The following is a 23,342-nucleotide window of genomic DNA, read 5'->3' on the forward strand; positions in this document are numbered from 1 at the left end:
GGCGCACCGACTGAAGACACGAGGAAAGCATGAGCAAGCAGATTCTGATTCTCCCAGGCGACGGTATTGGTCCGGAAATCATGGCCGAAGCGGTCAAGGTGCTGGAGCTGGCCAACGACAAGTACAGCCTGGGCTTCGAGCTGAGCCATGACGTGATCGGTGGCGCCGCCATCGACAAGCACGGCGTACCGCTGGCCGACGAAACCCTCGACCGCGCTCGCGCTGCCGACGCCGTCCTGTTGGGCGCCGTGGGCGGCCCGAAATGGGACACCATCGAGCGTGACATCCGCCCTGAGCGCGGTCTGCTGAAAATTCGCGCGCAACTGGGCCTGTTCGGCAACCTGCGCCCGGCGATCCTGTACCCGCAGTTGGCTGACGCCTCGAGCCTGAAGCCGGAAATCGTTGCCGGCCTGGACATCCTGATCGTCCGTGAGCTGACCGGCGGTATCTATTTCGGCGCGCCGCGTGGCACCCGTACCTTGGAAAACGGCGAGCGTCAGTCCTACGACACGCTGCCGTACAGCGAAAGCGAAATCCGCCGCATCGCCCGCGTCGGTTTTGACATGGCCATGGTTCGTGGCAAGAAGCTGTGCTCGGTGGACAAGGCCAACGTGCTGGCGTCCAGCCAACTGTGGCGTGAAGTGGTCGAGCAGGTGGCCAAGGATTACCCTGAAGTCGAACTGAGCCACATGTACGTCGACAACGCCGCCATGCAACTGGTGCGTGCACCGAAGCAGTTCGACGTGATCGTCACCGACAACATGTTCGGCGACATCCTGTCCGACGAAGCGTCGATGCTCACCGGCTCCATCGGCATGCTGCCGTCGGCTTCGCTGGACGCCAACAACAAGGGCATGTACGAGCCTTGCCACGGTTCGGCGCCGGACATCGCGGGCAAAGGCATTGCCAACCCGCTGGCGACCATTCTGTCGGTGTCGATGATGCTGCGTTACAGCTTCAATCTGCACGAAGCGGCCGATGCCATCGAGAAAGCGGTCAGCGTGGTGCTGGATCAAGGGCTGCGCACCGGCGACATCTTTTCGACCGGTTGCACTAAAGTCGGTACGCAGGAAATGGGTGACGCAGTAGTCGCCGCGCTGCGGAATCTGTAATCTCTCGGGCCCGCTGCGAAATTCAAGACAAAGCAGCGGCCCACTTTTCAAGAAGGTGTAGTTGCGATGAAACGTGTAGGTCTGATCGGTTGGCGCGGCATGGTCGGTTCCGTGCTCATGCAGCGGATGCTGGAAGAGCAGGATTTCGATCTTATCGAGCCGGTGTTTTTCACCACTTCCAACGTCGGTGGCCAAGGCCCGTCCGTGGGCAAGGACATTGCTCCGCTCAAGGACGCTTACAGCATTGATGAGCTGAAGACCCTCGACGTGATCCTGACCTGCCAGGGCGGCGACTACACCAGCGAAGTGTTCCCGAAGCTGCGCGAAGCCGGCTGGCAGGGTTACTGGATCGACGCGGCCTCGAGCCTGCGGATGAACGACGACGCCGTCATCATCCTCGACCCGGTCAACCGCAAGGTCATCGACCAGCAGCTCGACGCGGGCACCAAGAACTACATCGGCGGCAACTGCACCGTCAGCCTGATGCTGATGGGCCTGGGCGGTCTGTTCGAGGCCGGTCTGGTCGAGTGGATGAGCGCCATGACCTATCAGGCGGCCTCCGGTGCCGGCGCGCAGAACATGCGTGAACTGATCAAGCAGATGGGCGCGACCCACGCCGCTGTCGCCGATCAACTGGCTGATCCGGCCAGCGCGATCCTCGACATCGACCGCCGTGTGGCCGAAGCCATGCGCAGCGACGCGTACCCGACCGAAAACTTCGGCGTACCGCTGGCCGGCAGCCTGATCCCGTGGATCGACAAGGAACTGCCGAACGGCCAGAGCCGCGAAGAGTGGAAGGCCCAGGCCGAGACCAACAAGATCCTCGGTCGCTTCAAGAGCCCGATCCCGGTCGACGGCATCTGCGTGCGCATCGGCGCCATGCGTTGCCACAGCCAGGCGCTGACCATCAAGCTGAACAAAGACGTGCCGATCGCCGACATCGAAGGGCTGATCAGCCAGCACAACCCTTGGGTCAAACTGGTGCCTAACCAGCGCGAAATCAGCATGCAGGAGCTGAGCCCGACGAAAGTCACCGGTACCCTGAACGTGCCGGTCGGTCGTCTGCGCAAGCTGAACATGGGTTCGCAGTTCGTCGGTGCCTTCACCGTCGGCGACCAACTGCTGTGGGGCGCGGCCGAACCGCTGCGTCGCATGCTGCGGATCCTGCTGGAGCGTTGATCGCGTGACGCAATGAAAGAACCCGCGCCTTGCAAGAGGCGCGGGTTTTTTTGTACCTGTTGATCGTTCCCACGCTCCGCGTGGGAATGCAGCCATGGACGCTCCGCGTCCGCTCTTCGCGGCGGGCGCGAATTGCCTGTGTGCGACTCACCCGGTAAAGTGCCGCTCCCCCCGTTTCGCCAGAGGCAGCACCATGACCCAGACCCTTGATATTGCCGTGATCGGCGCCACCGGTACTGTCGGCGAAACCCTTGTGCAGATTCTCGAAGAGCGCGACTTTCCGGTCGGCACCTTGCACCTGTTGGCCAGCAGCGAATCCGCCGGCAGCTCGGTGCTGTTTCGCAACAAGAACGTAAGAGTGCGCGAAGTCGACGAGTTCGATTTCAGCAAGGTCAAGCTGGCGTTCTTCGCCGCCGGCCCGGCCATCACCCTGAGTTACGCCGCCCGCGCTCACGCGGCGGGTTGCTCGTTGGTCGATCTGTCCGGCGCGTTGCCGGCGGATCAGGCGCCGCAAGTGGTGCCGGAAGCCAATGCCGAGGTGCTGGCCGGTTTGAAAATGCCGTTCCAGGTCAGCAGCCCAAGCCCGTCGGCCACGACGCTGGCTGTGGTGTTGGCACCGCTGCTCGATTTGATCGAGCTGCAATATGTGCATGTCACCGCCAATCTGGCGGTTTCCGCCCAAGGCCGCGAAGCGGTGACCGAGCTGGCTCGCCAGACCGCTGAGTTGCTGAACATGCGTCCGCTGGAGCCGACATTCTTCGACCGGCAGATGGCTTTCAACTTGCTGGCTCAGGTCGGTACGCCTGACGCTCAAGGCCACACGCTGCTGGAAAAACGTCTGGTGCGCGAACTGCGTCAGGTGCTGGCCAAGCCTTTATTAAAGATTTCCGCAACTTGCGTTCAAGCCCCGGTGTTTTTTGGCGATAGCTTTAGCGTGACCTTGCAGTCAGCGAGCGCGGTCGACCTGGAAAAGGTCAATGCCGCCCTTGAAGCCGCTGACGGCATCGAACTGGTTGAAGCTGGCGATTATCCGACCGCCGTCGGTGACGCGGTGGGCCAGGACGTGGTCTATGTCGGACGGGTGCGTAGCGGTGTCGACGAGCCGTCGGAACTAAATCTGTGGCTGACGTCAGATAACGTACGCAAAGGTGCGGCCCTCAACGCGGTGCAAGTGGCCGAGTTGTTGATAAAAGGCCTGCTGTAAAAGATACTTGGCAACAATTTGTCGACTGATTCTAGCCGGGCGCTATGCTTGGCCAGATCACTTGATGACGTAACACCCTCCGGGACTTTCCGGGGCATCAAAGAAATGATCGCGCGCGGCATGCTGTCGTCGTCGCGCGCAATGCCTTACGGCAGCGACAATCAACATCTTCTCGCTGGCCGAGGAACGTTCAAACAAAGGAAGAGGCTATGGTTCAAGTTCGCAAACTGGTGTTAGCAATAGCGGCCGCCTCGGCGCTGTCCTCCGGTATGGCGCATGCCCTCGGGCTCGGGGAGCTGACCCTGAAGTCGACCCTGAACCAGCCGCTGGTGGCGGAAATCGAGCTGCTCGATGTCAAGGATCTGACCGCTGCCGAAGTGGTGCCGAGCCTGGCCTCGCCGGAAGATTTCGCCAAGGCCGGTGTCGATCGCCAGGCCTTCCTCAATGATCTGACTTTCACCCCGGTGCTCAACGCCAGCGGCAAAAGCGTGCTGCGTATTACCTCGAGCAAGCCGCTGTCGGAACCGATGGTGAAATTCCTCGTGCAGGTGATGTGGCCTAACGGTCGACTGCTGCGCGATTACAGCGTGCTGCTGGATCCGTCGAAGTTCTCGCCGCAGACCGCCGATGCCGCTGCGCAGCCGGCGCCGACGCAAACCATCACCGCGCCGACCACGGGTGCAACGCATTCGACCCATACCACCACGCCACGCGACACCCTGTGGGAAATCGCAGCGAAGGCGCGTACTGGCGGTTCGGTCCAGCAGACCATGCTGGCGATTCAGGCCCTGAATCCGGATGCGTTCATCGGCGGCAACATCAACCGCTTGAAAACCGGTCAGGTGCTGCGTCTGCCGGATGAGGTGCAAAGCACTGCGCTGCCGCAGTCCAAAGCCATTGCCGAAGTGGCCGCGCAGAACGAGGCCTGGCGTCAGGGTCGTCGTTATGTGGCCAAGCCAGGCACCGGTCAGCAGCAGCTTGATGCGACCAACCGTGGCCGCGCCAACACCGGTTCTGCCAAGAATGCCAAGGACAACCTGAGCCTGGTCTCGGCTGAAGGTGCCAAGGGTCGCGGCAAGGGCCCGGCCGGCGACGCCAAGGCCTTGAGCAACAAACTGGCGGTGACCCAGGAAAGCCTCGACACGACCCGTCGTGACAATGCGGAACTGAAAAGCCGCATGACCGATCTGCAAAGTCAGCTGGACAAGCTGCAACGCCTGATCGAACTGAAGAACAATCAATTGGCGAAGTTGCAGGCCGAAGGGTCCGCTACTGCGCCAGCTCCCGCAGCCGCCGCACCTGCGGTTGCCCCGGTTCCGGCGATCACCGCCGAACTGGCCGCCACGCCACCGGCCACCCCGGCAGAAGCTGCACCTGTCGCGTCTGCGCCGGAAGCCGTTGCGCCAGCACCGGTTGAACCGGTAGTCGAGCCGAAGCCTGCCGCCGATGACGAGAAAACCTTCAACGAACTGCTGACCAACCCGATCCTGCTGGGTCTGGTCGGTGGTGGTGCGGTGGTGCTGTTGCTTCTGTTGTTGCTGCTGGCTCGCCGCCGCAAGGCTCAGCAGGAAGCTGAAAAGCATCTGCGCATGGCTCGGGCACTGGAGGAGCAATCGTTCGCGCCTGAACTCGATCTGCCGGAAAGCAGCTTCGAAGGCCTGGAAGTGCCGGCAGCGAGCGTCAAGCTCACGCCGGCACCAGCAGCGGCGCCTGTTGCCGCTGCGGTGGTGGCTCCGGTCGTGATGGCCGAGCCGATCGCCGCGCCGCTGGTGGCCCCGGCTGCCGAGCGTTCCGACGACGTGCTGGACAAGGCGCAGTCGCACATCGACGGCGGTCGTCTGAATCAGGCTGCCGCGTTGCTGGAAGAGGGCGTCAGCCTGGAGCCGCAGCGCAGTGACCTGCGTCTGAAGCTGATGGAAGTCTACGGTCGCCAGGGTGATCGTGATGCCTTCGTCGGTCAGGAGCGTCAACTGGTCGCCAACGGCGATAACTTCTCCAAGGTCGAAGAGCTGAAAAGCCGCTTCCCGGCCATGGCGGTCGTCGTTGCGAGTGGTCTGGCCGCTGCTGCCATTGCCGCCGAGCTGGACGCGGAATACGTCAAGGACCTGCTGCTCGACGAGCCTGAAGTGCCTGAAGCGCCTGCTGCCGCGGAAGATGATCTGGACAGCGCTTTCGACCTGAGCCTGGATGATCTCGACAACATCACACCGGTGGAGCCTGTTGCGCCGGTGGCGGCTGTCGAGCCTGAAGCGCCGGTTGAGCTGGACGAGTTCCCGGCGGATGACGATCTGAGCTTCGAGTCGGTTCTGCAACAGCAGACCGAGATCAAGGAAAACCTCGACGATCTGTCTGACTTCGACCTGGATCTGGATCTGGGTGCCGATCCTGCGCCTGTGCCGGTTGAACTGGCTGACGACGACTTCCTGCTGGATCTGGACGAAGGCGTGAAGGATCTTGCGCCGGTCGAGCCGCCGGTCGAGCCGCCGGTTGTGGTCGAGCCGCCACTGGATGATCTGGAACTGCCAGCCGATTTCGACCTGTCCCTGGCTGACGAAATGGACTCCGCGCCGGCCGAGCCGGATGCATTCGCGGCCGAGCTGGATGACGTCAACGCTGAGCTGGATCGCCTGTCGGGCAGCATCAACGAGCCAAGCTTCACTGAGGCCGATGCTGCGTTGGGTGGCGATCTGGGTGAGGATGACTTTGACTTCCTCGCTGGCACCGACGAAGCTGCCACCAAACTCGATCTGGCGCAGGCCTACATCGACATGGGCGACAACGACGGTGCGCGCGACATCCTCAAGGAAGTGCTCAGCGAAGGTGACGACAAGCAGAAGAGCGAAGCGAAGGAAATGCTTTCGCATCTGGCCTGAGTCAGCGTTCAGCGGTAAATAAAACGGCAGCCCTTCGAGGCTGCCGTTTTTGTTTGGGTCTGGTATCCCCGGTTCGCCGCCTTATAATGCCCGCCTTTGTAGATCAGCAGGCTGTCCCGACTTGGCAAACATAGATAACCCGGCCGCCGAAATGGCCCCCGAAGGCTTTTTCCGCGTCGCACTGGGCGTTGAATACAAGGGTTCGCGCTACAGCGGCTGGCAGCGCCAGTCCACAGGCGTGCTCACCGTGCAGGAAACCCTGGAAAAAGCCTTGTCGAAGGTCGCCAATTCGCCGATCTCGCTGCAATGCGCCGGGCGCACGGACGCCGGTGTGCATGCCTGCGGGCAAGTCGTGCATTTCGACACTCAGGTCGATCGTTCGCTGAAAGCCTGGGTCATGGGCGCCAACATCAATTTGCCCCATGACATCAGCGTCAGCTGGGCGAAGGTCATGCCAGCGCACTTTCATGCGCGATTCAAGGCCATTGCCCGGCGTTACCGCTACGTGATCTACAACGATCAGATCCGTCCGGCGCATCTCAATGAAGAAATCACCTGGAATCACCGTCCGCTGGACGTGGAGCGCATGGCTGAGGCCGCGCAGTACCTGATCGGTACCCATGATTTCAGCGCGTTCCGTGCCGGGCAGTGCCAGGCGAAGTCGCCGATCAAGAAGATGCATCACTTGCGCGTGACCCGTCACGGCAAAATGATCGTGCTGGACATCCGCGCCAACGCTTTCCTGCACCACATGGTGCGCAATATCGCCGGGGTGTTGATGACGATCGGTGCCGGCGAGCGTTCGCCGGAGTGGATGAAGGAAGTGCTGGAGAGCCGCGAGCGGCGCTCCGGCGGTGTCACGGCGCATCCGTTCGGGTTGTATCTGGTGCAGGTCGAGTACCACGACGAGTTCCCGTTGCCCGAGCGTTTCATCGGGCCACATTTCCTTACGGGTTTCTCGGAACTTGACGGCTGACGCCCTCGAATGCATTTGTTACCATCCGGGACTTTCCCGGATTTGCCTTGAGGTTTTTATCGACATGTCGGCCGTTCGCAGCAAGATTTGCGGGATTACCCGCATAGAAGATGCGTTGGCAGCCGTCGAGGCCGGGGCCGATGCCATCGGGTTTGTGTTCTACGCTAAGAGTCCACGGGCGGTAACCGCTCAGCAGGCGCGCGCGATCATCGCTGCATTGCCGCCGTTCGTGACCACGGTCGGGCTGTTCGTCAATGCCAGTCGCTGCGAGCTCGGGGAAATCCTCGATGCCGTGCCGCTGGATCTGCTGCAATTTCACGGTGATGAATCCGCCGCCGACTGCGAAGGCTGGCATCGGCCTTATATCAAGGCCCTGCGGGTCAAGGCGGGCGATGACATCGCCGCCGCCTGCGATGCCTACCCGAGCGCCAGTGGCGTGCTGCTCGATACGTATGTTGAGGGCGTGCCCGGTGGAACCGGCGAGGCGTTCGACTGGTCATTGATTCCGCAGGGTTTGAGCAAGCCGCTGATTCTGGCCGGCGGGCTGACACCGGAGAACGTCGCCGATGCCGTTGCCCGGGTGCGGCCATACGCAGTGGATGTCAGCGGTGGGGTAGAGGCGAGCAAGGGCATCAAGGATCATGCAAAGATTCGGGCGTTCATCAACGCCGTACGTTGATGTGACGGCTGGCAGACTGCCGCCGTCCACAGCTCTGTAGAAAAGAGGCTGAGGGTCTTTTCGGGTTGTACGCAGGTCAGTTCCGCTGACCCGGCAGCCCAGACGATCATCGCCACACATGAATTTAGCTGAAGGGCATACGCGGGGCCGCGAACCAGAGCGTTCGGGCCGCCGGTACTGGAGAAAGAAAGCATGAGCAACTGGTTGGTAGACAAGCTGATCCCTTCGATCATGCGTTCGGAGGTCAAGAAGAGCTCGGTGCCTGAAGGTCTGTGGCACAAATGCCCGTCCTGCGAGGCTGTGCTGTATCGTCCGGAGCTGGAAAAGACCCTGGACGTTTGCCCTAAATGCAACCACCACATGCGCATCGGCGCACGTGCGCGCATCGACATTTTCCTGGATGCCGAAGGCCGTGCCGAACTGGGTGCTGACCTGGAGCCGGTTGACCGTCTGAAGTTCCGCGACGGCAAGAAGTACAAGGATCGTCTGACCGCTGCCCAGAAGCAGACCGGCGAGAAAGACGCACTGATTTCCATGAGCGGCACCCTGCTGGGCATGCCGGTGGTGGTTTCGGCGTTCGAATTCAGCTTCATGGGCGGTTCCATGGGCGCCATCGTCGGTGAGCGCTTCGTGCGCGCCGCCAACTACGCCCTGGAAAACCGTTGCCCGATGATCTGCTTCTCCGCCTCCGGTGGCGCGCGAATGCAGGAAGCCCTGATCTCGCTGATGCAGATGGCCAAGACGTCGGCCGTACTGGCGCGTCTGCGTGAAGAAGGCATTCCGTTCATCTCCGTGCTGACCGATCCGGTCTACGGCGGCGTTTCCGCCAGTCTGGCAATGCTGGGCGACGTGATCGTCGGTGAGCCGAAAGCCCTGATCGGCTTCGCCGGTCCGCGCGTGATCGAGCAGACCGTTCGCGAAAAACTGCCGGAAGGTTTCCAGCGCAGCGAGTTCCTGCTGGAGCACGGTGCAATCGACCTGATCATCGACCGTCGTGAACTGCGTCCACGTCTGGGTAATCTGCTGGCGCAACTGACCGGCAAGCCGACCCCGACCTTCGTTGCTGCGCCGATCGAGCCGATCGTCGTTCCGCCGGTGCCTGCCAACGTATGACCGAGCGCACCCTTGGCGAGTGGCTCGCCTACCTTGAGCAGTTGCATCCCTCGGCCATCGACATGGGGCTGGAGCGTTCGCAACAGGTAGCGTCCCGCATGGGGCTGGGCCAGCCGGCGCCTCGGGTGATTACGGTCACCGGCACCAACGGCAAAGGTTCGACCTGCGCTTTCGTGGCTTCGTTGCTGCGGGCGCAGGGCCTGAGCGTTGGTGTCTACAATTCCCCGCACCTGCTGCGTTACAACGAGCGGGTGCAGCTCAATGGCGTCGAAGCCACTGATGCACAGTTGTGCGAAGCCTTCGCGGCGGTCGAGGCCGGGCGGGGCGAGACTTCCCTGACTTACTTCGAAATGGGCACCCTGGCGGCGTTCTGGCTGTTTCAACAGACCGGGCTCGATGCAGTGGTGCTTGAAGTCGGTCTGGGCGGGCGTCTGGACACGGTCAACGTGGTCGATGCCGACATCGCGCTGGTCACCAGCATCGGTGTCGACCATGCCGATTACCTGGGCAATACCCGCGAATCCGTGGCCTTCGAGAAGGCCGGGATTTTCCGTCAGGGCAAACCTGCACTGTGCGGCGATCTGAATCCTCCACAACCTTTGCTGGACAAGGCGCGCGAGCTTGCTTGCCCGTTTTTCCTGCGTGGGCGCGATTTCGATCTCGGCATCACTGATCAATTCTGGCAGTGGCGTGGCACTGATGCTGACGGTCAGGTCGTAGAGCTGCGTGATTTGCCGCTGCTTGACCTGCCGATGGAGAATGCCGCGCTGGCCTTGCAGGCTTATCTGTTGCTCGGGTTGCCTTGGGATGCTCAACAGATTGTTGCGGCCTTGCAGGCGACTCGCGTGGTCGGTCGTCTTGATCGCCGTTCGTTCGAATGGAATGGCAAGCGCCTGAACCTGTTGCTGGATGTCGGTCATAACCCGCATGCGGCGGAGTACCTGGCCCGGCGTCTGGCTGCTCGTCCACCGGTCGGCAAGCGCCTGGCTGTGTTCGGCCTGTTGGCGGACAAGGATCTGGACGGTGTGGTCGGTGAATTGAATGCCAGCGTCCAGCATTGGGCGGTGGCGCCGCTGGATTCGCCGCGTGCGCGTCCGGTGGCTGAATTGAATCAGGCATTGCAGAACCTTGGCGCCTCGGTCACGTCTTATGACAGCGTGGCGGCCGCTCTGGAAGGGCAGTGCGCAGTGGCCACCAGCGACGACGAGATCTTGCTGTTCGGATCATTTTATTGTGTCGCCGAGGCCCTTGAATGGCTGTCTCGGCGCTCCACGGAGGAAGCAGCAAATGGCTTTGCTGGATAAGGCGTATAAGCAACGCATGGTCGGTGCCCTGGTGCTGGTGGCGCTGGCGGTGATTTTCCTGCCGATGCTGTTTTCCCGTCAGGACGAACAACGTCAGGTGACCGTCGAGGCGCCGGCTGCACCGCAGGCACCCGCCGTGGCGCAGATCCAGATGGAGACAGTGGCAGTGCCTGAGCCGCAGGTTCTGCCGCAAGAGCCTGTGCCGAGCGATGACGAAGTTGCCGAGCAGACGGCGCCAGCGGCACCGATTGCGCCTGCGCCTGCAGCTCCGGCTCCTGCGCCCGTGGCCAAACCGGTTGCGGTCGCGCCGGCACCGGCTCCCGTGGCCAAACCTGCCGCAGCCCCGGCCCAGCCGATCGCTGCGCTTTCTGCCAAACCGGATACTACTCAGAGTCGCGTCGACGCCAATGGCTTGTCAGTGAGCTGGTCGGTGCAACTGGCCAGTCTGTCGAGCCGCGCCAGCGCCGAAAGCCTGCAGAAGACCCTGCGCAGTCAGGGCTACAACGCTTACATCCGTTCCGCCGATGGCAAGAACCGGGTGTTCGTCGGTCCGCTGATCGAGCGCGCCGAAGCCGATCGTTTGCGCGATTTGTTGAGTCGCCAGCAGAACCTCAAGGGGTTTGTGGTGCGCTTCCAGCCCGAGCGTGGCTGAAAACTATCACCTCGATTGAAATGCACTGACATTCGCAGCTTACCGACAGCCCTGCGCTCTGCTAAAATGCGCCGCCTTATCCGTCTGTAGGCTGCACTGTGCCATTTACCTGGGTTGACTGGGCGATCGTTGCAATCATCGCCATCTCCGCATTGATCAGTTTGAGCCGCGGCTTCGTCAAAGAAGCATTGTCGCTGGTGACCTGGATCATCGCAGGAGCTGTTGCCTGGATGTTCGGTGGCTCACTGTCCGAGTACCTCGCCGGATACATTCAAACGCCATCGGCTCGTGTGATCACGGGCTGTGCCATCATGTTTGTCGCCACACTGATCGTGGGCGCAATGATCAATTATCTTATCGGCGAGTTGGTTCGCGTCACCGGGTTGTCCGGGACCGATCGATTCCTCGGCATGGCCTTCGGCGCTGCGCGTGGCGTGTTGCTGGTGGTCGTGGCGGTCGGGCTGTTGAGCCTGGGGCCGGTACAGCAGGACGGGTGGTGGAAAGAATCACAGCTCGTGCCAAAGTTTCTATTGGTCGCAGACTGGTCCAAGAACCTGATTCTCGGGTGGAGCAGTCAGTGGCTTGCCAGCGGAATCAGCGTACCCGCTGATATTCCGTTCAAGGAGCAACTCTTGCCGTCGGCCAAAACGCCTCAGTGAGTGTTGTTCAGTTCAGATCCATTAAGTAGGGGTTGCGTCGCATGTGTGGCATCGTCGGTATCGTCGGTAAGTCGAACGTCAATCAGGCGCTGTATGACGCGCTAACCGTGCTCCAGCACCGCGGCCAGGACGCTGCCGGTATCGTGACCAGCCATGATGGCCGGTTGTTCTTGCGCAAGGACAATGGCCTGGTGCGTGACGTGTTTCAGCAGCGTCACATGCAGCGCCTGGTCGGCCACATGGGTATCGGTCACGTCCGTTACCCGACCGCCGGCAGCTCGACGTCGGCCGAGGCCCAGCCGTTCTACGTCAACTCGCCGTACGGCATCACCCTGGCGCACAACGGCAACCTGACCAACGTTGAACAGTTGGCCAAGGAAATCTACGAATCCGATCTGCGTCACGTCAACACCAGCTCCGACTCGGAAGTGCTGCTCAACGTGTTCGCTCACGAACTGGCCCAGCGCGGCAAGTTGCAGCCGACTGAAGAAGACGTGTTTGCTGCGGTGACCGACGTGCACAACCGTTGTGTCGGTGGTTACGCGGTCGTGGCGATGGTGACCGGTTACGGCATCGTCGGTTTCCGTGACCCGCACGGCATTCGTCCGATCGTGTTCGGCCAGCGTCACACCGACGAAGGCGTCGAGTACATGATCGCCTCCGAAAGCGTTTCACTCGACGTGCTCGGCTTCACCCTGATTCGCGACCTGGCACCGGGCGAAGCGGTCTACATCACTGAAGACGGCAAGCTGCACACCCGTCAGTGCGCGACCAACCCGTCCCTGACCCCGTGCATCTTCGAACACGTCTACCTGGCGCGTCCGGACTCGATCATCGACGGCGTGTCGGTCTACAAGGCCCGTCTGCGCATGGGTGAGAAGCTGGCCGAGAAGATTCTGCGCGAGCGTCCTGAGCACGACATCGACGTGGTCATCCCGATTCCGGACACCAGCCGTACTGCGGCTCTGGAACTGGCGAACCATCTGGGCGTGAAATTCCGCGAAGGCTTCGTCAAGAACCGTTACATCGGCCGTACCTTCATCATGCCAGGCCAGGCTGCACGCAAGAAATCGGTACGCCAGAAGCTCAATGCCATCGAGCTGGAATTCCGCGGCAAGAACGTGATGCTGGTGGACGACTCGATCGTTCGCGGCACCACCTGCAAGCAGATCATCCAGATGGCCCGCGAAGCCGGCGCGAAAAACGTCTACTTCTGCTCGGCCGCTCCGGCTGTGCGCTTCCCGAACGTGTACGGCATCGACATGCCGAGCGCTCACGAGCTGATCGCGCACAATCGTTCGACTCAGGATGTCGCTGACCTGATCGGCGCTGACTGGCTGATCTATCAGGACCTGCCTGACTTGATCGAAGCGGTCGGCGGCGGCAAGATCAAGATCGAAAACTTCGATTGCGCGGTGTTTGACGGCAAGTACGTCACCGGCGACGTCGATGAGGCTTACCTGAACAAGATCGAACAGGCACGCAACGATGCCTCGAAGGTCAAGACCCAGGCGGTCAGTGCGATCATCGATCTGTACAACAACTGAGTTTCAACCGGCCCTTAGGGGCCGGTTTTGTATCTGGCAAAAGACTTTTATTTATCGAGAACAGGGCAAGGAGTGACAGCATGAGTCAGGAATGGGATGCCGGTCGGCTGGACAGCGACCTTGAAGGCGTAGCGTTCGATACCCTGGCCGTACGTGCCGGTCAGCACCGTACGCCGGAAGGCGAGCACGGTGATCCGATGTTCTTCACTTCCAGCTACGTGTTCCGTACCGCCGCCGACGCCGCTGCGCGGTTTGCCGGGGAAGTGCCGGGCAACGTTTACTCGCGTTATACCAATCCGACCGTTCGCTCGTTCGAAGAGCGCATTGCTGCGCTGGAAGGCGCTGAGCAAGCCGTAGCGACGGCGACTGGCATGGCCGCGATCATGGCGGTGGTGATGAGCCTGTGCAGTGCCGGCGATCATGTGCTGGTGTCGCGCAGCGTGTTCGGTTCGACCATCAGCCTGTTCGAGAAGTACTTCAAGCGCTTCGGCGTGGAAGTCGATTACGTTCCGCTGGCCGATCTGTCGGCCTGGGATGCGGCGATCAAGTCCAACACCAAACTGCTGTTCGTCGAGTCGCCGTCCAACCCGCTGGCTGAGCTGGTGGATATCACCGCGCTGTCGGAAATCGCTCACGCCAAGGGCGCGATGCTGGTGGTCGACAACTGCTTCTGCACGCCGGCGTTGCAGCAGCCGCTGAAGTTGGGCGCAGACATCGTTGTGCATTCGGCCACCAAGTTCATCGACGGCCAGGGCCGTTGCATGGGCGGCGTGGTTGCCGGTCGCAGCGAGCAGATGAAAGAAATCGTCGGCTTCCTGCGTACCGCCGGGCCAACCCTGAGCCCGTTCAACGCCTGGATCTTCCTCAAGGGTCTGGAAACCCTGAATCTGCGGATGAAGGCGCACTGTGCCAACGCCCAGCAACTGGCCGAGTGGCTGGAGCAGCAGGACGGCATCGAAAAAGTGCATTACGCCGGTCTCAAGAGCCATCCGCAGCACGAACTGGCCCAGCGTCAGCAGAAGGGCTTCGGTGCGGTGGTCAGCTTCGAGGTGAAGGGCGGCAAAGAGGGCGCCTGGCGCTTTATCGATGCGACCCGGTTGATTTCGATCACCGCCAACCTGGGTGACAGCAAGACCACCATCACTCACCCGAGCACCACGTCCCACGGCCGTCTGGCGCCGCAGGAGCGTGAAGCGGCGGGGATTCGTGACAGCCTGATCCGCATCGCGGTCGGTCTGGAAGACGTCGCTGACCTGCAAGCCGACCTGGCGCGCGGTCTGGCGGCGTTGTGATCGAGTTGTCTACGCCAAATACGGGCACCCATGGCCGCGTTGCGCTGGTCACGGGTGCCGCTCGCGGTATCAGGCTGGGGATCGCGGCGTGGCTGATCAGCGAAGGCTGGCAGGTGGTGCTGTCGGATCTGGACCGGGTGCGTGGTTCCAAAGTGGCGAAAGTGCTGGGTGAGAACGCCTGGTTCATCGCCATGGACGTGGCGGATGAAAGCCAGGTGGCGCTTGGCGTCGCTGAAGTGTTGGGGCAATTCGGCCGTCTGGATGCGTTGGTGTGCAACGCGGCGGTGGCCGATCCGCACAACATCACGCTGGAAAGCCTGGATCTGGCCTACTGGAATCGGGTGCTGGCGGTGAATCTCAGTGGTCCGATGTTGCTGGCCAAGCATTGTGCGCCGTATCTGCGGGCGCACAACGGGGCGATCGTCAATCTGGCCTCGACCCGTGCGGCGCAGTCGGAACCTGATACCGAAGCCTATGCGGCGAGCAAGGGCGGCTTGCTGGCGTTGACTCACGCACTGGCGATCAGCCTCGGGCCGGAGATTCGCGTCAATGCGGTCAGTCCGGGCTGGATCGATGCGCGGGATCCCTCTGCGCGCCGCGCCGAGCCTCTGACCGATATCGACCATGCCCAGCATCCGGCGGGCAGGGTAGGGACGGTCGAGGACGTGGCGGCGATGGTGGCCTGGCTGCTGTCGAAGAATGCCGGGTTTGTGACAGGCCAAGAATTCGTGGTCGACGGCGGCATGACCAAGAAGATGATCTACTCGGAATGACATGTTTTTGTCTTTTTGAGAAAAACTTCAATCCTGCTATTGACTTAGGTTCGCTACCTGCGTAAATTTCGCGGCCTCGGAGATGCAAACGGGTGATTAGCTCAGCTGGGAGAGCGTCTGCCTTACAAGCAGAATGTCGGCGGTTCGATCCCGTCATCACCCACCACTCCCCGAGAAACTTGCGAAAGCAAGAGGTAGGCTGAAAGTGCCTCCACCGACGCGCAGCGGTAGTTCAGTCGGTTAGAATACCGGCCTGTCACGCCGGGGGTCGCGGGTTCGAGTCCCGTCCGCTGCGCCATATTTAACGAGTCAGACACTGTCTGGTTCGCGATTGAAAAGCACCGAAGCTTTCAGTCAAACGAGTTACTTGAGCGTCAGCTCAAAGCGATACGCAGCGGTAGTTCAGTCGGTTAGAATACCGGCCTGTCACGCCGGGGGTCGCGGGTTCGAGTCCCGTCCGCTGCGCCATATCTGTTTCAAGGACCACTGAACGCCTTGAAACACCGAAAGCAACCTTTGGTTGATTCGGAATCGATAGCAAAGACCCTGGTCGAAAGACCGGGGTTTTTTGTGTCTGAAATTTGACCTCTCCAAAAAAACTCCTCTTTTTGTTGTCCAGCAACGAACGCAGCTGTGGCTCGTTCGATGCCGCCGGACAGTCTCCCCTGCGTCCACGGGTCGCTGCGATGCGATGTCGCATTGATTTTTGATTCTTTAGTCAGATTTTTGTAACTGGTTGTTTGCTGCGAGCGCAGAAACCTTTAAAGTTAACCTTTCGGTCAGCTTTGCACTGTCATCACGTCCTTTGTTTAGCCAAAAAGGGCTTCTGCAAGACTCGAGATTCCCAGTAGATAACCAGAAGGGCGGATCCATAACCGCCCAGAGGATGATCCATGTCCAACCGTGAAATATCCCGGCGCTCGTTCCTTCAGGGCGGGCTGGTGGCGGGTGTGAGCGTTACGCTCACGCCGCTCAGCAGTCAGGCGCTGGCTGCCTTGATGGAAAACAGCGTGACCGTGCCGTCCGAGCAGTGGCTCGGCAACAACGGCAAGGCACGCCAGCGTAACGATGCCTTGTCCAAGGTCTGCGGCAGCAAGGTGTTTGCCCGCGACATCCGTTCCAAGGACATGCCGGGCTGGCCCCAGCAGCAAGGCCACGCCATGTTGCTGAAAACCATCAAGGCCGACCGAATCTACGAGGGCTATGACCTGTCGTGGCTCGGCGCCGATTTGCAGCCTGATCGCATCGTCACCGCTGCCGACCTGGACAAGGACGGCATCGTATTCCCGGAAGAGCACGCTCCGGATCCCTTGCTGCCTGAGGGCAAGGTGCCGATGTTCATCGGTCACCCGGTCGCGATCCTGATCTGGAACGATTTCGAGCGTTTCCGTCAGGCCAAGAACAAACTCAAATTTAATGACAAGGCGATTCGTTACGGTGCGCAAGTGCCGTTCTACGAAGGCGATCCCTATGGCAGTTTCCGCTACGTGCGCGTCGGTGGCCCGACGTCGGCGGACGAAGACGAGTTCGCCAGCCTCAAGGACTCGATCCTGTTTCCGATGCTGAAAAACCGTCGCCCGGTGTGGAATTCCCAGCCGAACCTGCACGGCAACCTGACCGAGCGCGGCCTGTTCTACGCCGATCGCATGAAGAAAGAGATCGACACCCCACCGGACAACTGGCTGGTGTTCGACGAGCGTTACAAGACCCCGTCTATCGAGCCTGCTGCGATGGAGCCGGACAACGGCAACGGCTGGTACGACCCTGCGACCAAGACCCTGCATTTCGTCGTCGCCACCCAGTGCCCGCTGGAAGCGGCAACCGAGACCGCGAAGATGATCTCGCCGTCGCGCTTCGGCCTGGCCAACCTGAATATGCACCCGGGTTACACCGTCGGTTACGGTTCCAAGGACCACAACATTTTCGTCTACTACGCGGCCCTGGCGGCGTTGTATGGCGCGGGTGTGCCGATTCGCCTGGCCAACGACCGCTACGAGCAGTTCCAGAGCGGCATCAAGCGTCACCCGTTCGACATTCGTTACCAGTTGGCGGTGGACAAGACCGACCACAGCTTCAAGATTTTCCGTGCCGAGATGAGCGTCGATGGCGGCGGTCGGATCAACTACAGCCCGTCGGTGGCTGCGGTTGGCGCAACGGCGGCTCAGTCGATCTACTACATGCCGCAGAACGATCTGCAAGTTACCGCTTACCACTCCCGCGGGGTTGAAGCGGGTTCGATGCGCGGCTACGGCACGCTACAGAGCATGGCTTCCACCGAAATGATGGTCGACGAAATCGCCGACCGCCTCGGTGTCGATGCGATCGACCTGCGTCGCAAGAACGCGCTGCGCTCGGGAATGAAAAACACCCAGGGCGCGATCCCGGCTGGTGCGCTGCGCCTGCACGAGATTCTCGACAAGGCTTCGCTGCACGAAGTCTGGAAGAACCGCGACGCAATAAAGAAACAGCGCGAAGCGGCAGATCCGGACAACTGGTATGGCGTGGGTTTCGCCATTTGCCAGAAAGACTTCGGCACCGGTTCCGAAGCGCCGATGGCCAGCATCGAATTCACCGCTGAAGGGCGCATTTCCCTGCGTCACATCGGTATCGAGATCGGTACCGGCATGTCCACTTCGCAAGCCCTGGTGGTCGCTGATTTCCTCGGCAGCCCGGCGCACGACGTGAAGACCGGTGAGACCGAATGGAAGGAAATGCAGCTGGTCACCGCCGGCAACCCTTACATCATGAGCCAGGCTGAGCAGGACAACTTCCTGCGCAACCCGCGCTGGGTCGGCAAACTGGCTTCAGCCTCGTCCGCGACCAACTCCGCCTACTACTTCAGCCACGCCACCCGTGAAGCGGCGCGCGTGCTGTTTAACCACGGTTTGTGGCCGGCGGCGCTGGAGATCTGGCGTCAGGGCCCGTACGGCGGCCAGGCCAACCCCTACGTGGTGCGTCGCGAAGATGCGCATTGGGTTGATGGCAAGTTGACCGCCAACGGCATGCAGCCGCTGAGCTTCGAGGAACTGGCCAAGCGCGCTCACGAGCGCGGTCTGGTCACCGCCGCCACAGTTCACGGTTTCAACCGCTGGAGCTGGGCAGAAGCTGAATACAGCATCGACGGCGTACGCGAGCGTCTGCCGCTGGACGGTCTGGCGGTGAAGTACGGCGACGGCGCTCCGAAAGCCAAGAAAGCGCAGATGACCAGCGACGGTTTCCATCTGCTGGATCGGCAGAACATCGCCTATCCGGTGGTTCAGCTGAACAACGCCGCCGTGACCTACTACAGCCCGGTGGCGACGCTGGTCGAGTTGAAGGTCAACAAAGGTTCGGCAGAAGTCGAAGTGCTCAACCATCACTCGTGGCTGGAGTGCGGTCGGGTGCTGGTCGAGGAATTGGTTCGTGGCCAGCTCGAAGGCGGTATCGCCATGGGTATCGGCCACGCCTTGATGGAAGAGATGCCGCTGTACGAAGGCGGGCCGGGGGAGGGTGACTGGAACTTCAACCGTTATCGCCTGCCGATGGCGCGCCATGTGGCGGTGTGGAAGCAGACGTCGGAAATCCTGCCGCCGCTGTCGCCAAGCGACCCGTCCAAAGGCATCGCCGAAGTGGTGATGATCCCGGTGGTCGGCGCCATCGGGAACGCCGTGGCGCACGCTATCGGTAAACGAGTCCGCGATCTTCCAATCACTGCTACGCGCATCAAGGAGGCCCTCAATGGCTAACCGTCCGCTTCAACTGACCCTCAACGGTCAAACCGTCGGCCCGGTGGACATCCCTGATGACCTGCCTATGATCGACTACCTGCACGAATACAAGAATCTCACCGGTTCGCGCTTGGGCTGTGGCCAGGGCATTTGCCACGCCTGCGTGGTGATCGTCGACAACCCGGACGGCACCAGCGAAGAAGTGCGCACCTGTATCACCGGCGCGCATTACTTCGAAGGCAAGAAAGTCCGCACCATCGAAGGTCATGCCAAGCGTGACGAGCAAGGCCAGGTCACCGAGCTGAACCCGATCCAGCAACGTTTCGTCGACGAATTCGCCTTCCAGTGCAGCTACTGCGCACCGGGCTTTGTCAATGCCGCGACCGTGCTGGTGGAAAAGCTGCAACGCCAGCCGATCGTCAAAAGCAAACTGGAACAAGTCATCGAGGACAGCCTCGGCCATCACGTCTGCCGTTGTACCGGGTACGTGCGTTACTACAACGCCACCCGCAACGTGCTGACCGATCTCGGCCTGGTCAAGGAGGGTTAAGCATGAAGCAATTACTGACCCGCCTGACCCTGGCGGTCGGGCTGGCCGCGCCTGTGTTGGCGGCGCACGCGGATGATCAGGCCAAACGCGGCGAATACCTCGCCCGCGCGGCCGACTGCATGGCTTGCCACACGGCACCCGGCGGTGCGCCGTTTGCCGGCGGCCTGCCGATCGTCTCGCCGTTCGGCACGATCTACGGCACCAACATCACGCCGAGCAAAGAGCACGGCATCGGTCTGTACAACGATGACGAGTTTTTCGCTGCGCTGACTGAAGGCAAGCGTCGTGATGGCGCCAACCTGTACCCGGCGATGCCGTACACCTCGTATCACTTGATGCCGCGTGCGGATTCGGACGCGATCCATGCGTACCTGAAAACTGTCGAGCCGATCGAGCGTGCTGCGCCGGTGACGAGCCTGAGCTTCCCGTTCAACGTGCGCCCGGGCCTGATGGGCTGGAACATGATGTACGGCAAGGCTTTGAAGCTTGAGTCTGTCGAAGGCAAAAGCGACGCCTGGAAGCGCGGCCAGTACATGGTCGAAGTGCTTGGACATTGCGGCGAATGCCATACACCGCGCGGCTTGCCTGGCGCGATGCAACTGGACAAACGCCTGACCGGCGGCATCCTCAACGGCTACCTGGCACCGAGCCTGTTGGCGACGGATCTGGCGGCGCGCGGCTGGAATCATCAGGACCTGAGTACGTTCCTCAAGCACGGCATGAGCGCCCAAGGCACGATGTTCAACGAAATGTTCCCGGTGTTCCACAACAGCACCCAGGGCCTGAATGATCTGGATCTGGCGGCGATGGCAACATTCCTGCTCGGCGACAAGCCGCCAGCAGCGAAAGAGCTGGCCGAAGTGCCGGTGGAAAAACTCAGTGCCAGCGCTCAACGCGGTCGTCAGGAATACTTGAACGTCTGCGCCGGCTGTCACGCGGCTGGTGGCGAAGGCAAGCCGCACATCGCGGTGGCCATGCGCGGCAACACCACGCTGCGTCTGGAAGACCCACGCAACCTGTTGCGAGTGATCGAGGATGGTATCGGCGAACAGAAATTCGCCGGGTTCGAACACATGCAGCCGATGCCCGGTTTTGCCGACAAGCTCAGTGCCGAACAACTGACCGATCTGCTGAACTACCTGCGTCAGGGTTGGGGTGGTCAGTCTGCTGAATTGGCGGTGGGCGATGTGCAGAAGCTCAAGGCTGACGCACCGTCCATCGAGCACAAGGCGCACTGATCATGCAGCATCTCGATCTGCAGGTTGTGCGGCGGGCGCTGGAGTGGTCGACAGCGGGGCAGCGCATCTGGCTTTGCACCGTGCTGACGACCTACGGCTCGGCGCCTCGCGCGCCGGGTTCGCTGCTGGCGGTGAACGACGACGGACAGTGGATCGGGTCGCTGTCCGGTGGCTGCGTCGAGGAGGATTTTCTCGAGCGTGTCGCCGAAGGTGCATTTCTCGATGCGATCAACGTGGTGCGCTATGGCGAAGGTGACGATCCGCGCTCGCGGGTCAGCCTGCCGTGTGGCGGCATTCTCGATGTACTGGTAGAGAAATTTGACGCCGACTGCGATGTGCAGGCGCATCTGCGTGAGCTTGAATCGGCGTTGCTGGGTCAGCGCCGGTTGATTCGCGAGGTCGACCTGGCCACTGGCGCGCGCAGCGTGTTTGCAGATCGCGAGCAAGGTGCGCGGATCGAGCGTGAAATCGACCGGGTACGGATACGCATCGGTGCTGCTCAGCGTTTGTTGCTGGCCGGCTATTCCAGCGTGGCGCAGGCGTGTGCGGAGTTCGCAGTGGGTCTCGGTTTCGAGGTGATTCTCTGCGACCCGCGTGAAGAGGTGCTGGAAGGCGTGGTGCTCAATGGCGTGGAGATTCGCCGGCAATTGCCGTCGGTGTTCATCGCCGATGGTGGCTGTCACCGTGATACGGCGGTGGTGGCGTTGACCCATGATCCGCGTATCGACGATCTGGCGATGATGGAAGCGGTGCGCACAGAAGCGTTCTACATCGGCGTAATGGGCTCGCAGCAGACGTCGCAGAAGCGCTTCGAGCGATTGCGTCGGATTGGCGGATTGGGAGAGGGCGAGCTGGCGCGGATTCATGCGCCGATCGGTCTTAACCTCGGTAGTAAGACCCCGTCGGAAATTGCCTTGGCGGTGCTGGCGGATATCCTGCGGATTCGTAGCGGGATTGCGCGAGATCAACTGTAATCCGTGCTGGATGTAAAAGGGGCCGCTTTTCAGCGGCCCCTTTTTTGCGCGTCAGAAACCGAGCTTGTCGCGCAGTCCGTAGTACCACGCGCCCAGTGCGGCAAACGGCGTGCGCAGCAATTGCCCGCCGGGGAACGGATAGTGCGGCAGGTCGGCAAACGCATCGAAGCGCTCGGCCTGGCCTCGCAGCGCTTCGGCCAATACCTTGCCGGCCAGGTGCGTGTAGGTCACGCCGTGGCCGCTGCAGCCTTGGGAGTAATAGATGTTGTCGCCCAGGCGCCCGACCTGAGGCAGGCGCGACAGGGTCAGCAGGAAATTGCCGGTCCAGGCGTAGTCGATTTTCACGTCCTTGAGTTGCGGGAACGCCTTGAGCATTTTCGGGCGGATGATCGCCTCGATATTCGCCGGGTCCCGGGCGCCGTAAACCACGCCGCCGCCGAAGATCAGGCGCTTGTCGCCAGTAAGACGGTAGTAATCGAGCAAGTAGTTGCAGTCTTCGACGCAGTAATCCTGCGGTAACAGGGTTTTGGCCAGGTCATCACCGAGGGGTTCGGTGGTGATGACTTGAGTGCCGCACGGCATCGATTTGGCTGCCAGTTCCGGCACCAGGTTGCCGAGGTAAGCGTTACCGGCAACGATAATGAATTTGGCCCTGACCTTGCCCTGCGGCGTATGCACGACCGGGTTGGCGCCGCGTTCGATGCGCACCGCGGGTGACTGTTCATAGATAGTGCCGCCCAGGGACTCCACGGCGGCGGCTTCGCCAAGGGCCAGGTTCAGCGGGTGGATGTGGCCACCGCTCATGTCGAGCATGCCGCCGACGTATTGATCGCAGGCCACCACTTCGCGGATGCGGCGCTGATCGAGCAGTTCAAGCTGGGTGTGCCCGAAGCGTTCCCACAAGCGTTTCTGCGATTCCAGGTGACCCATCTGTTTGGCAGTAATGGCTGCGAATACACCGCCGTCCTTCAGGTCGCACTGGATGTTGTACTTGCTGACGCGATCACGAATGATCCGGCCGCCCTCGAATGCCATTTGCCCGAGCAATTGAGCCTGCTTTGGGCCGACGCTGCGCTCGATCACGTCAATGTCACGACTGTAGCTGTTGACGATTTGCCCGCCATTGCGCCCCGACGCGCCGAAACCGACTTTGGCGGCTTCCAGCACAGTCACGCGAAAACCGTTTTCCAGCAGGAACAGGGCCGAGGAAAGTCCCGTATAACCAGCGCCGATCACACAGACATCCGTCTCCACGTCATCCTGCAGGGCAGGGCGTGGTGGTACGGCGTTGGCCGACGCCGCGTAATAAGACTCTGGGTAAGGGGTGTTCGCCATCCTGCAGCCTCTGTTTAATATATTTTACGAGTGCGACGATCCTACCCGAGTTGAAAAACCTCCGCCAGCCACCGGGAAATCTTCTTGCGACGGGTCGAAATTAAATATTTTGCATATTCATAGGGTTAGGTGAAAAAAAGGTGTTGACACCCCTCCGGAATTCCGTAGAATGCCG

At 61.3% G+C, this 23,342-nt stretch carries 18 protein-coding genes and 3 tRNA genes; 20 read left to right on the forward strand and 1 reads right to left on the reverse strand.

The window, feature by feature from the left end; genetic code table 11:
• Positions 1-29 precede the first annotated feature (29 nt).
• The 20 genes from leuB to IF199_RS09950 all read left to right on the forward strand — a co-directional run bounded on the left by leuB (position 30) and on the right by IF199_RS09950 (position 21,832).
• Positions 30-1,112: a 3-isopropylmalate dehydrogenase gene (gene leuB / locus IF199_RS09855; protein WP_085732478.1), complete on the forward strand. Its 1,083-nt coding sequence runs from the start codon at positions 30-32 to the stop codon at positions 1,110-1,112.
• Positions 1,113-1,178: 66 nt separating this feature from the next.
• The gene (gene asd / locus IF199_RS09860) at positions 1,179-2,291 is read left to right on the forward strand and encodes an aspartate-semialdehyde dehydrogenase (RefSeq protein WP_064363920.1); all 1,113 of its coding nucleotides are present in this window, start codon (positions 1,179-1,181) and stop codon (positions 2,289-2,291) included.
• A gap of 193 nt (positions 2,292-2,484) precedes the next feature.
• Positions 2,485-3,495, forward strand: a complete 1,011-nt coding sequence (locus tag IF199_RS09865) for an aspartate-semialdehyde dehydrogenase (protein ID WP_096821198.1) — start codon at positions 2,485-2,487, stop codon at positions 3,493-3,495.
• A 209-nt stretch (positions 3,496-3,704) separates the two neighbouring features.
• Positions 3,705-6,368 (forward strand): motility hub landmark protein FimV, encoded by a 2,664-nt coding sequence (locus tag IF199_RS09870; RefSeq protein ID WP_192560223.1) that lies wholly within the window; start codon positions 3,705-3,707, stop codon positions 6,366-6,368.
• A gap of 151 nt (positions 6,369-6,519) precedes the next feature.
• Positions 6,520-7,344, forward strand: coding sequence for a tRNA pseudouridine(38-40) synthase TruA (truA, locus tag IF199_RS09875; protein ID WP_173861340.1), 825 nt, complete (start codon positions 6,520-6,522; stop codon positions 7,342-7,344).
• 64 nt (positions 7,345-7,408) lie between these two features.
• Entirely contained in the window at positions 7,409-8,023 is a 615-nt protein-coding gene (locus IF199_RS09880) for a phosphoribosylanthranilate isomerase (protein ID WP_192560224.1), read from the forward strand.
• A 192-nt stretch (positions 8,024-8,215) separates the two neighbouring features.
• Positions 8,216-9,136, forward strand: coding sequence for an acetyl-CoA carboxylase, carboxyltransferase subunit beta (gene accD, locus IF199_RS09885; RefSeq protein WP_096821202.1), 921 nt, complete (start codon positions 8,216-8,218; stop codon positions 9,134-9,136).
• Positions 9,133-10,440 (forward strand): bifunctional tetrahydrofolate synthase/dihydrofolate synthase, encoded by a 1,308-nt coding sequence (gene folC, locus IF199_RS09890; RefSeq protein WP_192560225.1) that lies wholly within the window; start codon positions 9,133-9,135, stop codon positions 10,438-10,440. Before accD ends, folC begins: the two co-directional genes overlap by 4 nt.
• Positions 10,424-11,092 carry an SPOR domain-containing protein gene (locus tag IF199_RS09895; RefSeq protein WP_192560226.1) on the forward strand — a complete coding sequence of 223 codons (669 nt, stop codon included), beginning with the start codon at positions 10,424-10,426 and terminating at the stop codon, positions 11,090-11,092. Before folC ends, IF199_RS09895 begins: the two co-directional genes overlap by 17 nt.
• A 98-nt stretch (positions 11,093-11,190) precedes the next feature.
• Positions 11,191-11,751, forward strand: a complete 561-nt coding sequence (locus IF199_RS09900) for a CvpA family protein (RefSeq protein WP_007956464.1) — start codon at positions 11,191-11,193, stop codon at positions 11,749-11,751.
• Between the two features lie 41 nt (positions 11,752-11,792).
• Positions 11,793-13,298, forward strand: a complete 1,506-nt coding sequence (gene purF / locus IF199_RS09905) for an amidophosphoribosyltransferase (RefSeq protein WP_007956466.1) — start codon at positions 11,793-11,795, stop codon at positions 13,296-13,298.
• Between the two features lie 80 nt (positions 13,299-13,378).
• The gene (locus IF199_RS09910; RefSeq protein ID WP_102621535.1) at positions 13,379-14,590 is read left to right on the forward strand and encodes an O-succinylhomoserine sulfhydrylase; all 1,212 of its coding nucleotides are present in this window, start codon (positions 13,379-13,381) and stop codon (positions 14,588-14,590) included.
• A complete protein-coding gene (locus tag IF199_RS09915) occupies positions 14,587-15,363 on the forward strand; it encodes an SDR family oxidoreductase (protein WP_192560227.1) in 777 nt (258 codons plus the stop codon). The genes IF199_RS09910 and IF199_RS09915 overlap by 4 nt, the downstream gene beginning before the upstream one ends.
• Positions 15,364-15,453: 90 nt before the next feature.
• Positions 15,454-15,529, forward strand: a tRNA-Val gene (locus IF199_RS09920).
• 55 nt (positions 15,530-15,584) lie between these two features.
• Positions 15,585-15,661, forward strand: a tRNA-Asp gene (locus IF199_RS09925).
• 93 nt (positions 15,662-15,754) lie between these two features.
• A tRNA-Asp gene (locus tag IF199_RS09930) sits at positions 15,755-15,831 on the forward strand.
• 425 nt (positions 15,832-16,256) lie between these two features.
• Positions 16,257-19,088, forward strand: coding sequence for a xanthine dehydrogenase family protein molybdopterin-binding subunit (locus tag IF199_RS09935; RefSeq protein WP_192560228.1), 2,832 nt, complete (start codon positions 16,257-16,259; stop codon positions 19,086-19,088).
• Entirely contained in the window at positions 19,081-19,620 is a 540-nt protein-coding gene (locus IF199_RS09940; protein WP_096821208.1) for a (2Fe-2S)-binding protein, read from the forward strand. Before IF199_RS09935 ends, IF199_RS09940 begins: the two co-directional genes overlap by 8 nt.
• Before the next feature lie 2 nt (positions 19,621-19,622).
• Positions 19,623-20,858 carry a cytochrome c gene (locus IF199_RS09945; RefSeq protein ID WP_192560229.1) on the forward strand — a complete coding sequence of 412 codons (1,236 nt, stop codon included), beginning with the start codon at positions 19,623-19,625 and terminating at the stop codon, positions 20,856-20,858.
• Between the two features lie 2 nt (positions 20,859-20,860).
• The gene (locus IF199_RS09950) at positions 20,861-21,832 is read left to right on the forward strand and encodes an XdhC family protein (RefSeq protein ID WP_192560230.1); all 972 of its coding nucleotides are present in this window, start codon (positions 20,861-20,863) and stop codon (positions 21,830-21,832) included.
• A 51-nt stretch (positions 21,833-21,883) separates the two neighbouring features.
• Here the strand turns inward: IF199_RS09950 and IF199_RS09955 are convergent, their stop codons facing one another.
• Positions 21,884-23,167, reverse strand: coding sequence for an NAD(P)/FAD-dependent oxidoreductase (locus IF199_RS09955; protein ID WP_192560231.1), 1,284 nt, complete (start codon positions 23,165-23,167; stop codon positions 21,884-21,886).
• Positions 23,168-23,342 lie beyond the last annotated feature (175 nt).

This window comes from Pseudomonas allokribbensis (assembly GCF_014863605.1).
GTDB classification, from domain to species: Bacteria; Pseudomonadota; Gammaproteobacteria; order Pseudomonadales; family Pseudomonadaceae; genus Aquipseudomonas; species Aquipseudomonas allokribbensis.